Origin of the sequence: Arthrobacter sp. SIMBA_036, from assembly GCF_046535135.1 — a bacterium.
In the GTDB taxonomy this organism is placed as follows: domain Bacteria; phylum Actinomycetota; class Actinomycetes; order Actinomycetales; family Micrococcaceae; genus Arthrobacter.
Genome location: NZ_JAWRXG010000013.1, coordinates 16,382 through 28,533, shown reverse-complemented (window position 1 = coordinate 28,533; position 12,152 = coordinate 16,382). Strand labels below are relative to the sequence as shown.

Here is a 12,152-nt window from a genome sequence, read left to right as displayed (position 1 = left end):
AGCCAGCTATCCCACCACGAATTGGCGAAGCCCCGGTCAAATAGCGGTTGACCGAAGCTTCAAACTGATTCTGCCCAGATCACCTGATGGTTCGCTGGGAAGCTGGGGTGAGGGCGTCTGCTCGGCTTGTCTTAGCCTTCGCACTCGGTGCAGTACGAGTGGCCCTCGCTTTGGCGGGCCAGTTGGGATCGGTGGCGTACGAGGAAACAGGAGTAACACGTGAACTCGTCCGCCGCTTGGGGAATCACCTGAACGATCAGCTCTTCGGAGACGATTTCCCCGCCGGGGGTCAGGCCTTCATCGAGAGCATCGGCTTCGTCGAGCTCACTGACGACGCTGCGTGCATCTGGGGCATTGGCGGACTGCAGTGCTTCGAGGGAGCGGTCCTGGGATTCCTTGACGTCTGAACGTACTTCGTCATAGTCGGTTGCCACTTGGATGATTCTCATTTCTGACGCTGCTCAATACTGACGAGTCTGCAACGTAGGCCGCAACTGGATTGTTCCCTGGGTCCCTGCTGGCCTGGAGACCTCGTGCTGACGTGCTAGGGGACGCCTCAACTCCGGCGCTGTCTCCTGGCGGTTGTCCCACGTTGCAACGACGCCTACTAGAGAAGGCGGTGTTGGTTTTTGCCAGCGCCCCAATCAACAGCTGCTCCCCGCTACCCCTCAAGACGACATATGGGCGCTTATCGGCAGGGCGATTATCGGCAGACTGGTCCGCGTCGACGTGCTCAGTCGACATTCGCGTGAACTGCAATGTTCCGGAGGACCACTGGGAGCTGTCATCTGCGTCGGGCCCGCGTCCCGCTGGATTTCGCAGTGCGCTTCGATGACACGGCCAGGACCCATTTGATAGCACTCGGCCGACTGTGGCCGCCGAACTCTCACTTCGGAATGAACCTGCACATGTAGAGCGCTTCCGGGTCCGCGTCATGTCGCTACTGCCACTCACATGCATGAGTGGATGAAGGTCCAAGGAGGGAAGAGCCAATGGCCGCAAGCAGTCACGATAAAGAAGATTTAAGTGTGGACAATGTCCACACCCCTTTGGCCTGACAAAGCAGCCGCCAGCCACGTCTCCTCCCTCCAGGAACGAACCGAAGTCAGGATATTCATCGCAAGTTCCCAAAGTCATGTCGTGCTCAGTCCCCCTACTCATGAAGAGGTGTAGGCCAACCCAGACCTACCGAACGAAACAAGAAGGGCAGACATAACCCCACTTCAGAGCAAGCGGAGGGCCAGCCAGCCACGACCCTGAACCCGCTCTCACAACCAAACAGGTGACCCGCGGCGCCAGGCACACCCCGCGGCCAGTGTCAGAGGGACCTGACCAACCAGAATGTCAACACGTTAAAGCAAAAACCCCCTCTGACGAGGGGGTATGCCGTGCCCGAGGTGGGACTCGAACGCGATTCCCGGCCTTGCCATTGCTGGGAAGTCGCGGAAACATGCGGAATCCGGGCCAATCCGGCGGGTGTACGGGCCAGTCCGGGGCCGAAAGTGTGGACATTGTCCACACTTTATTTTGCTCATACAGGTAGCTTCCCGGAGGCCGTTGGCAGAGGAACCCAAATCGCGGCCAAGGCGGCCAATGGGCACCCGTTGAAGGCAGCCGGAGCCGTTTGGTTCGACACAAGATACTGTCATCAGATTTCCTCCTTTCACACATTCATGGCGGCAAGATCAGGAGGCGACATGACCCCTCGAGAAGTCTATCGAGGCCGTCGGTGACCACAGACGTAAGGGCGATCACTCTGCTGATGCACCCACCAATGCTTCTACCTCCGCTGCTCACCTAACTCTCGAAATCGTCCAAGGCGTGGCCAGCCTACACCTACCAACGACAGGCCTTGGCCTGCACCCTTGGACATGCGCTGAAGTTTGGAGCGTTAACGATAGGGCTGACCTCCATCGCAGCCCACATGGGCCCTCGAATGCACTGCTATTCGCGGGCCCATTGGAGTTGCAGTGCCTACCCGCACAGCCTCGTAAGTCGTATCTGCCGGGCAGCCAAGGCGCGGATAGGTCACTTTCATCTCATCGAGCGCGCCGACACGAAATTCGTGTCGGGAGGTCGCCCCTTCCGGGCAGCCTCAGCACCGTTCTTCTTGGCATTTCATATATCTTAATGCTGAATCAACGACGGAATACGTCATTGTTGAATTCGCCCGGATCGAAGACCTTAGGCAAGTATGCGTGCCAAATAGGTCGTGGTTTCTGCCTAGAATCGCAGGTGTGACTGAACCATGGATAGACGCGCCGGAGACCGACCGCCGCAAAGACAAACTCGATCGCGGCCCCTTTGTCAAAATGGCGAAGGACCTCATCGAGAACCTTGCTGACAGCAATGACAGCACTGTCTTTGGACTCGTAGGTCCGTGGGGCTCAGGCAAGACATCCGTGCTGAACTTCATCACAGGCGCCCTTGATGATTCTGTTAAAGTCGTGCGCTTCAACCCTTGGTCCTTCGACGAAGTGCGTCTACAGGCCGAACTCTATGCAGCAATACTTGAAGCTTTTCCGCGAGGAACCCGTAAGAGTATTCGTAAGAAGGCGGTCGACGTCGCGCGGCGCACAACACCTATTTTGAAGGCCATCCCCCATGTTGGGACGGGAGTGTCTGAAACGGTCCGCGAATTCCTGCCGGAAAAATCCTGGGATTCTGCGTTCAAAGACATGGCCGGAACCATCAAGGCAGCACGTGTGAAGGTCCTTGTCGTCGTGGACGATGTGGACCGCGTTCAGCCCAAGGACCTGCTGCTGCTGATGAAGACCATCCGGCTTTTGGGTCGCTTCCCCAGGGTCAACTACCTGCTTGCCTACGATCGAAGGTCAATGATCAAAACGCTGTCCCTAGGCCTGGGTGGCGAAGAAAGCGACGCGCAGGTCTACTTGGAAAAGATCGTGCAGTATCCTCTGGACCTCCCGGACCCGCAGCAGCATTTTCTTCAGGAGATCATCGATACCGCGTTGAAGCCGATCCTGGCCCGCGCATCGGCTCAAAGCAACGGCGGAACGTCGCCGGCGAACAGGTTCGAATCGTTCTACGACAACCACATGGCCACCACACTGACCACCCCACGTGCTTGCCACCGCTATACCGGGCAAGCGGTGACATTCCTGCAGCTTGCCCAAGGTGATGTCGACCCAGCGGACTTCTTCGCCATAACCTTCCTCCGGATCTTCTATCCGGATCTCTACCGACGCTTACCGTCCTGGAGGGGAGAACTGATACGGAAGGGAATCAGCCGTGGAGTCAAAGCCACTTCCAAAGAGGTGTGGAGCAGCAGGATCAATGATTGTGGATACAAGGGCGACACGATAGTTGAACTGATGGAAGCTTTGGCTTCGCTATTTCCGCATGCTTTCCCCGACCCTTTTTGGGGCACTAACGGTGGAAAGTTCCGAGTCAGCGATTCCGAATACTTCGACAGGTACTTCACCTTTTCCCTGCCTGTGGGAGACATGTCCGACGCTGCCGTCATCAACGATCTGGCCCGAATCCGGCGAGGGGAAGTTGCTGCTGGGCACAAATGCCCTCAGACGTTTGACCACCCCAACGAACAAATGCAGATCCAGGCCTTGAAGAAGGGCACCCGCCACACGGATCATGAGTTGGACGGACAGCACCTCATCGACTACCTCAGCGCCGGATTATCCAAAGAGGACCTCGACGGAGACTTCCGCTCAACGACCATACGGCTTCGATCAGCCTGGCTGGCCAGCCTGCTGTGGCATTCCGAGCCATGGGATAAACCCGCCGTCGAAGTGTTCGTCGAGAAATTCACCCGCCCAGTAATCCTGGGGCACTGCTTACAACAGAACAAGAACCGGTCCGACAACGAAGTGGCGCAACGTTCGGTCATGGAACAATCAACGCCTGCTCCCGAGCATGAATTGTTCAATGACATGACAAAAATATGGAACCAGCAAGCTGCAGCGTGGCTGCTCGCGGAATGGCAAAACGCTAATTCCAAGGTTCCCATAGACGAAATACTCGCGGTGTGGCAGTACCTCGTTGTTCTGGAAGGCTTGCCCAGGCTGCAGGTCGAAACTTGGTCCGCTTTGGAGGCAGGCCCGCTTTCACTCACCGCTCTGGCTGCAAACTTTGTCATATCCTCATACGCCGCAGGAGACTACCAGGCGCTGCCGTCCAGTCTCACGTTGCTTACCAACCAACTCGAGAATACTGTCCCGCCCGACCAACTGCTGACGTTGCCGCTCGAGGAGCCGGCAGATGTTCCTGCGGCCCAAGGTGACGAAATCCCGTCCGTGGAGCAGCGTGCAAGGTTCGCCTTCGAAGAACTCCTGCGGTGGCGTCAAGAACGAGAAAGCGGACGATCCAGCGATGACTAATTGCCAGGACGCGGGCATATTGCGCGCTTCCTCAAAGGGTCTACCCAGCTCCTGCGAGCTCCCTGAGCCTGCCGCCAAACTGTGAAATTATCCGTTGCTGGTGTCGCATTCAATTGGTGCGGCACCAGCCTGTTGGATCGTCCATGCTTCACGGCAATGTGTTGTCCCAATGGTCCCGTCAGTTCCCGAAAAACCCATATGTCATGCTCGAACGGAACATCACGCAGTGGCGGAAACATGGGGACTCCGGGCCAGTTCGACCGAAGTACGGGCCAGTTCGAGGTGATAAGTGTGGACATTGTGCACACCCTCCTTGTCCCTAGGACGTGGGCTTCCCGCACTCGGCTGGAAGTGGAATGCAAGGAACCACTAAGGCGCCCAGGGAGCAATGGGTGGAGCTATTGGAGCCAACCGGCGGCGTGCAAATGCGGCACCAAACTCCCTCGTTTTACACGTCCACGGCGGTTCGGCCGTAGACGACATGACTAACGCAAGCCCCTAAAGGCGGCCGCCAGCCCTGCGGTGTCGCGATTTAGCATTTAGCGTGGGGAAGCAAATCGCGCGACACTGGTAGTTGAGAGAGGTGGGCGCAATTCCTGAGACATCAGATGGCCTGCATCATGTAAAACCTCGACCCGATCCAGCGTCGGGTTACGCGCTAACCAACCGAGGAATCTGGCTAGTCAGTCCTAAGCGCTAGGTCGGCAAGGATGACGCCATACCCCGGCTCCAATATGCCCATCGGCGGCATGCCGAGAGTTCCTGGATATGCGCACCATTGTAGGGATCAGGAAGCATCATCGAAGTGGTCGGAGAGATGTCTGTACGCATCTCCCACGCTCACGTCAAGTCCCGAGCTTCAGCGAGGCGCCCCCGATTGTTGTGCTTTTGCGTCTAGGATCGTTGGCGCGGAACCGCCCGCATGAGTGTCGCACGAAGAATGGGGAGTAAATGTTTGACCATGTAGGTTCTCGCTGGTGGAAGGTCGACTTCCACGCCCACTCCCCCGGATCATTCGACTTCGGTGCAGCCCAAGAGGGCGAGAAAAGCAAAACTACGACGAGCTATGAAGATTGGCTCCAGACTTATATGGACGCCAAGATCGATGCAGTGGTTATCACCGACCATAATGGATTCTCAGGCATAGATCAGGCCCGTAAAGCACTTTCAGAGATGCGCGGGAAACCAGGCTCACGCGAACTAGCCTTGCTGGCTGGCGTCGAGTTGACCGTTGCCGGAGGAATCCACCTCCTTGGAGTATTTGATGCGGACACAAGTACCGAAGTCATTCGAAAAATCATCGACCTGTCGGGATACGAGGGAACGTATGGTGAGAGCACTCTTGCGGCCTCCCAGTCCCTCAGCGCTGTCTCGCGGCTGATACATGAGCGTGGCGGACTAGCTATACCTGCCCACGCCGACAGACACGCTGGGGTCCTGATGCAAACAGGCACGGGTCTCGCCGAGGTCGAAGCGAAAGCGCCCATCTTTGCGATCGAAACGGCCGATGCCGCCACTACCTTTGAGCGACCCGGCTTTAGAAGGCTGGTCCGAGTACTCGGGTCCGACGCACACCACCTTGATGGCAGCAATTGCCCTGCGGGTCAGACGGCCAAGTACCCGGGTAGTCACTACACGTGGGTGAAGGTGGAATCGCCGACCTTGGAAGGAATACGAAATGCCATTTCGGATGGCAACTCCTCGGTGATTCCCTCCGACGGCCAAGCCGTCCAGACGCCAGTCCACTCACAAATTCGCCGCATATCGTTCGGAGGCACAACTCTAGACTTCAACCCGTGGCTCAATGCCATCATTGGAGGGCGAGGGGTGGGCAAGTCGACTGCCGTCGAATTCCTTCGGCTTACTTTGGACCGCGTATCAGATCTTCCCCACACACTAGCGTCCGAGTACGAGTGGTTTTCCCCCGCCACCACTCTGAGCAGTGGTCGGCGCGCGTGGTCCCAATTTAAGTCCATTGAGGTGACGTATCAGAAGGATTCTCACACTTACCTAGTTTCTTGGCGCCCCGGTGTAGACCCTTCTGTCAGCGAGCGAATCAATGGGGAATGGGTTCCGGCCCCAGGTGATGTCCGTTCTCGTTTTCCGGCGCGCATATACAGTCAGAAACAGATCTTTGAACTTTCCAAAGACCCCCAGGCAATCTTGGATATTCTCGATGCCTCAACAGAGGTCAACGCTTCGGCTTGGAAAGCGCGGCATCAAAGTCTGGTAGACGAATATCAACAGCTTGTCGCATCTGCAAACACTCTAAGGGATAAGGTTCTGGATGAGGCCCGCGTGAAGGGAAGCATCCAGGACCTCGAGCGTCGGATAACGGCGACCGAGTCTCTTTCGCAATCTGCAGACGTCCAGTTGCTTCAGCGGCTGGAAGGTGTGTCCGCGAAGACCGAGGTTCTCTTGGACTCGCTTGAGTCCCATCGCACGTACATTGCAGACGTTTCGGGCAAAGCTGCGGCTTGGAAACCGCTCGACTTCGCCCCATTCAAGGATGAACCTGGCCTTTTGGCCGCTTTGCGGGCATGCGATATGGCCGTATCTGATACGAGGAATACGCTCACTGCCCTGGCAGACCGGCTTTCATCCAGACTTGCAATTCTTCAAGAAGCTCGGTCCGATGCCGACATAGCGAGCCGAATAGCCGACCTCCAGAGTGCCATCGCGATGGAGGCCGGGCAGGAATCTGCCGCGTCTGTGCTCTCTTCCCTTGTCGATGTATCTGCTTGGCGAACGGATCTGGAGGTTGAGCAGAAGCGCCTGGAGGACATCCAGGATGCGAAGACTGAGCTAGAGGAACTTGAGCCTAAGATCGCGGACCAAAGGAAGCGCTTAGTCGATAATCGGCTGGAGCTCTCCACTAGGCGCAAGATCTACCTTCAAACTTTGAGTCCCTCGACACCGAATCTGAGAATTTCGCTTTTTGCCATGGGAAACAGCCACGGGTTAGAGGAATCGTTCAGGAAACTGCTAAGGAAGGAAAGGGCCTTCAACGAAGCATTCAGCGATGAAGGACTCTTCAGGGGCCTCCCCGACGGCAGGGATCCGAAATTCCCGGAAAAGGTTGAACAACTAAAGGCGGCTATTCTCGATATCGCACGGGGAGTGCCGCAGGACGAGTTCCTCAAAGACCGCAAGATAGATGGAAGGCTGCTCGAGCACATCCGCAACCTTTCTCGTCGAGATCTCGAGGACCTCGATTTATGGTTCCCCGACGACCGTATACAGGTCAAGTACCGCTCAGAAGAGGCAACCTCATGGGTTTCAATCGCGGAGGGATCGCCCGGGCAGAGGACGGGGGCATTGCTCGCCTTCGTGCTAAGCGTTGGGACGGAACCGCTCATTCTCGATCAGCCAGAGGATGATCTGGAAAACCAACTCATAACTTCCCTGGTCGTGGGAACACTGCAGTCAATCAAGCACTCCCGACAGGTTATCGTGGTTACCCACAACGCCAACATCGTAGTGAATGCGAATGCCGACAATGTCCTGGTACTCCACCGCGTGGGCTCAGGGACGACAGTTCGTGCGCGCGGAGCCCTAGAGAAGCAAGGAGTCAGAGACGCTGTGTGCGAGATAATGGAAGGTGGCGAGCCGGCATTCAGAAGTCGCTTCGAACGCTTGGGTATCAAGCTTCCTACACATATTGGGGCGCTAATAAACCAAGTCTAAGCCTCTGCTGAATACGGGATGCCCTGCACCATGCTGACCGTAGTCAGTCGACAGATCCGCGGCATGTGACCTTTCTTCGTCACCCGATCTTCGTCACCCGACGGACAGTCATTCGTTGCAGCGGCCCGGCGGGTGAGTCAAGCGGTGGACTTTACGGCTCCCGACAATATGGCCTGCATCTGAGTACCAGTATGGCGTTCATAAGATTTCGGGGCTGACCTCGACTACTTAGGGAGCGGGCAAGTCGCCAGTTGTGGGCGTGTATCTTTGCTGGAGCCCGGGAGAACTCGGCGCCCCTAAGGCGCCGACTTCTCTTATGAGTTGACGCTGTACTCACCCGCAGATGGGCTAGGGCTTCTATCGAAGGATCAGACAGCGTCATTTCTTATAGGCCGCTGATACGTAGTGTGCTGCCCACGGCAGCAAGACTGGCGCGGGATGCGGCCCGCTAACCAGCCAGTCGTGGCTGACGTCAGTGGCCTTCGCCGCGTGAAGCACGACTTGGGCGGCGAGGGCCACCGTGGACGGCGCGGACGTGTTGAGCTCGTCAAGCAGGAGCAGACCCGCCTTGGCTTTGTTCAGGTTCTGAACCCACTGGAAGGACCAGAACTTGGTCGCGCCCCCATCTTCGATCGACACGCGGAGGAAGTCGGTGGCTTCACGGTTGGAACCGATGACCGTTTCCTCGTGTCGGCCCCAGCCAGAGGTCGAGGATTCCATGGTTGCGGTCTTGCCCGGGCCGGGCTCACTCACCGATGACTCCGACGGGGACGTTGGCCTGGACACCGGCGGCAAGTGCGCGCTGCAACGGGGAGCCGGGGAAAGATTGGATGGTTGCCATGATGTTCTACTGAGCGATGAGGGGGGGTGGTTGTCCTTTGCTATCTCTCATGTGTGCGGAGCCGCCAAACCCTCTCACGACCCGGCTGGCAACTACAGTGGTGCCAATACGGCGAACCAGGGAGGCCAGGATGAACTCGTTTGAGGACATGGTGAATGACCGGGCTACCGAACTGTCCGGAGCCACCAAAGAGCAGCGATGCCGGGACGATGAGCTGCGAGATACCCACGCATCGGCGGGTGCAGTGGCAGCCCAATCTCTCAATGCGGTGCTAAATGAAGCCTGTGAAGTGCTGCAGCGGCGCGGTGTCCCTACCAGCCTGGCGGCCACCATCACCGGTCCTGACGGTGCGGGCTGGCATTTTGTTGCCGAAGCACTCGGCTGGAGCCTGAAGCGCGTCGGCGTCGATGCGTTTCTCAGCGTTGACGGCCGCATATGGATGGATCACGGACGCATGCAGTTCAGAAACGACTTCCTGTCCCCCACTCAGGTCGAGGCCCGATTCGAAAAAGCCACGGAAATCAAGCATCTGGTCAATCCAGGAGAGCTGGTTCCAGCATCCGGCCAGGTGATAGACCTTCGCTCACAGGCGGTTCCGTGGTTGGCCCCGGACAGGCTCATCGAAGTTGTTCATGGCGAAGCCAAGGTGCTCTGGCCACGGTCGAGCTACTCGTCCATCGGTCTCGATTTCACCAAGGACGGGCAGGTACTCGTGCACACCACCGATTGGGACACCGCCTCCTTCACTCCTCTGGACAGCTAGCTCGCAGATGCTGTCGGAGTCCTCATCGCGGAGCACAGTGTCTCACTGACAGGACCCACTGTCAGACCACGTTGCTCAGCTATAGTGACTGCAACAAAACATGAGGGCGGAGCCGGGATGTCATTTGAAGATCTGGTAGGTCGGCGGGTTGCCGACGCACAGGCCGCCGAGGCAAGTCACGAAGACAGAGAGGCAATCCTCCGCCACCAGTACGACACCGCCAAGCCACAAGCCCAGGCCACCTTCAAGGACACGGTTCGCAGTGCCCGGGACTACCTCACCAAACACTCAGCGTACGATCTGACCCTGAGCGGCGGCACCGGCTGGTACCTCAATGAGCACGATGGCGTCCGTGCGTTTATCTCGGATCACGGCAACCTTCACTTTGGTAATGTCCACACACACGCCGGCAACTGGTCACCTGTCGGCGACCTCACCTCGCCAACAACAGCGCTAATGCTGGTCAGCGGCTCCCGAGGGCCGACCAAGGAAGTCGTGCAGATCGGCAACCCGGATAACATCACGCCACCTTCCGGAAAGGTGGTGACCCTGTCGACCTGGGGTGAAGGCATCGACGGTCCCGCCAACATGATCGAAGCGGTCCCCGAAGGCTACGGTTCGCATTACCCACAGGCGCGGTGGCCCGGCCAGCAGTACTTCTTCAGTGGCCGGATCGACTTCGACGCCGAAGCCAAGCTTTGGGTGACCTACCAAGAGCACGTTCGAGACCGGACCTACGCTGTGTCCTTCGATTCGTGGCTGGCCGACCGCATAGCCTGGCGTGTGATCACCCACCCTGTGGGCGGCTGATCTCTTCGGAGTTGTCCCGCGGACAGCCCTCGCGGGTTGCATCAGGGAGGGCCGTCCGCCGGCAAGGCTCAGCCCATCAATCCGGCCTCCACATTGATGCGCTCCACACGGGTGCCCTTGCTAATCTCCGCGGCATGCTGATAGCTGACCTCAGCACGCCAGACTCGCCGCGCTTCCAACCAGCGCCACTGCAGCGGCTTCCCTGCCTCCTGCTCGGCGGCAGCTTTTGCAGCATCAAGACTTTGCATCGTGCACAACCGATCTACAGGGTGGACGGCATCGCCGTCTGGCGAGAACCCCAGGTCCAAAAAGTACATGGTCGTCATGGTCTTACTCCTTATACATGGGCCATCCCTGGCGGAAGGCTACTGTGCCATTGTTGGCAGGCGCAAGAAAACAACTGTGGGACCAAGGGGGTGTCGAGTCGACACCTCGCCCCTGAGGGACTTGCTAGCTCAGAGCAGCCCTCAGCCGTTCGGCCAGATCGTCGAGGGATTCCTTTCACTCGGGTTCATCGGCCTCGTCCCAAAGCTCGGCAAGCTCCGACTCTTCGCCGCCCACGCGTTCAACTGCGGTCATTGCCAGTTGAGCGTCTTCAACAGTGAGTTCGGAACCGTGGGCCGTCACCACAGGTTGCCACGCCCTTCGGCAAATCGCCGTGCGGACTGCCCCGGGTGGCGGCAGTGATTTCGGCGGCCGCGACAGCGACGCTTCCGTACGGAGCCTCGATGTAGCCGTCGGCTACCGCGTTGAGACCCTGGCGGACGATCTCCGCCCCGCCGGCTTAGAGGTCCTCCATCCAGTCCAGGGCGTCGTCATTCTCGAATGCCTGAAATCCCTACGCACCCATACGTGCTCCTTCAACTGTCCTTGGCTATTTCAAACCCGCCGTTGGTTCTGAATCTCGTGACTAAGGTAGCGGTCAACCAAAGCTCAGTCGCGAGGGCATTCCGGAAGGCGTAATTAACGTCGAGTTAAACTGTCAAGAGCATCGACCAGACAAGATCTGCTCCAATGGCTTCTGGCCAAACTTCACACACAATTGCGGCCAGTCCGCGAACAGTCGGTGCGCCGGCCACTTGGCGGAGTTAGCGGTGGCCGGCTCAGTCAACTACTCCGCGGAATGTCCCTAAAGACCCAACGGTTGCCTTCATATTCGAGGGTGTAGATGGCGTCGCCACGGCCGAGTTCTTACCATGCTCGATGTAAGCGATGCCATTGCCACTTATTTTCGCCACGTCACCGCGGACTTTAAACGCTGACTCATCAACACTGACTTCAGCTTCGGGATGCAAAACGAATATCGGCACCTAAATGTTGATGATGTACTGGATGTCCCCGTCGGCCATTCCTTGCATGAAGTAGGTGTAGGAGTTCAGCTCCAGTTGGCCGGCCACCAAGCTGGTGCGCGGGTCGTTGCCGATCGCGATGAAGACTCCGCTGACGGATATATGGTCGATGCTGCCACTACGGTCCGCGGTCTTGATGCCCACCACCTCTTCTCCGGCGCCGCTGGCCAGAGCGCAGCTCGCAATGGCTGCAATTTCAGTCTCGTAGCGTACTTGGATCCTGTCGTGGGCAATGACGCGGTACGACATGATCTTCGAAACTCGCAGCTTGTCCCCGCGAACGACGAGGTGGACTGCCGCGGCGAATCTAGTCAAGAACAGCGCCTCCCGGCAGCTGAATCTCC

Annotated in this window: 9 protein-coding genes; 4 read left to right on the top strand and 5 right to left on the bottom strand. The window is 58.0% G+C overall.

Annotated features, from left to right (window positions below; translation table 11 throughout):
• Positions 1-131 precede the first annotated feature (131 nt).
• Positions 132-434: a DUF4193 domain-containing protein gene (locus SB659_RS16825; protein ID WP_284980352.1), complete on the bottom strand. Its 303-nt coding sequence runs from the start codon at positions 432-434 to the stop codon at positions 132-134.
• A gap of 1,803 nt (positions 435-2,237) precedes the next feature.
• Between SB659_RS16825 and SB659_RS16820 the strand changes: the two genes are divergently transcribed.
• Positions 2,238-4,358: a P-loop NTPase fold protein gene (locus SB659_RS16820; protein WP_410551147.1), complete on the top strand. Its 2,121-nt coding sequence runs from the start codon at positions 2,238-2,240 to the stop codon at positions 4,356-4,358.
• Between the two features lie 951 nt (positions 4,359-5,309).
• Complete coding sequence (locus tag SB659_RS16815) at positions 5,310-8,045, top strand: TrlF family AAA-like ATPase (RefSeq protein ID WP_410551146.1); 2,736 nt, start codon at positions 5,310-5,312, stop codon at positions 8,043-8,045.
• Positions 8,046-8,423: 378 nt separating this feature from the next.
• Here SB659_RS16815 and SB659_RS16810 read toward each other — a convergent pair whose 3' ends face one another.
• Positions 8,424-8,798: a hypothetical protein gene (locus tag SB659_RS16810; protein WP_410551145.1), complete on the bottom strand. Its 375-nt coding sequence runs from the start codon at positions 8,796-8,798 to the stop codon at positions 8,424-8,426.
• A 218-nt stretch (positions 8,799-9,016) separates the two neighbouring features.
• Here SB659_RS16810 and SB659_RS16805 point away from each other — a divergent pair, with 218 nt between their 5' ends.
• Together SB659_RS16805 and SB659_RS16800 are read left to right on the top strand one after the other, a co-directional pair.
• Positions 9,017-9,649, top strand: a complete 633-nt coding sequence (locus SB659_RS16805) for a hypothetical protein (RefSeq protein WP_410551144.1) — start codon at positions 9,017-9,019, stop codon at positions 9,647-9,649.
• Between the two features lie 117 nt (positions 9,650-9,766).
• A complete protein-coding gene (locus tag SB659_RS16800) occupies positions 9,767-10,459 on the top strand; it encodes a hypothetical protein (RefSeq protein WP_410551143.1) in 693 nt (230 codons plus the stop codon).
• A 68-nt stretch (positions 10,460-10,527) separates the two neighbouring features.
• Here the strand turns inward: SB659_RS16800 and SB659_RS16795 are convergent, their stop codons facing one another.
• The 3 genes from SB659_RS16795 to SB659_RS16785 all read right to left on the bottom strand — a co-directional run bounded on the left by SB659_RS16795 (position 10,528) and on the right by SB659_RS16785 (position 12,123).
• Positions 10,528-10,785, bottom strand: coding sequence for a hypothetical protein (locus SB659_RS16795; RefSeq protein WP_410551142.1), 258 nt, complete (start codon positions 10,783-10,785; stop codon positions 10,528-10,530).
• 175 nt (positions 10,786-10,960) lie between these two features.
• Entirely contained in the window at positions 10,961-11,089 is a 129-nt protein-coding gene (locus tag SB659_RS16790) for a DUF4259 domain-containing protein (protein WP_410551141.1), read from the bottom strand.
• A 680-nt stretch (positions 11,090-11,769) separates the two neighbouring features.
• Positions 11,770-12,123: a hypothetical protein gene (locus tag SB659_RS16785; protein WP_410551140.1), complete on the bottom strand. Its 354-nt coding sequence runs from the start codon at positions 12,121-12,123 to the stop codon at positions 11,770-11,772.
• Positions 12,124-12,152: the final 29 nt, after the last annotated feature.

Coding starts and splice junctions, on each gene's coding strand:
- SB659_RS16815 (WP_410551146.1), top strand. CDS start 5,310: ATGTTTGACCATGTAGGTTCTCGCTGGTGGAAGGTCGACTTCCACGCC.
- SB659_RS16805 (WP_410551144.1), top strand. CDS start 9,017: ATGAACTCGTTTGAGGACATGGTGAATGACCGGGCTACCGAACTGTCC.
- SB659_RS16800 (WP_410551143.1), top strand. CDS start 9,767: ATGTCATTTGAAGATCTGGTAGGTCGGCGGGTTGCCGACGCACAGGCC.
- SB659_RS16795 (WP_410551142.1), bottom strand. CDS start 10,785: ATGACGACCATGTACTTTTTGGACCTGGGGTTCTCGCCAGACGGCGAT.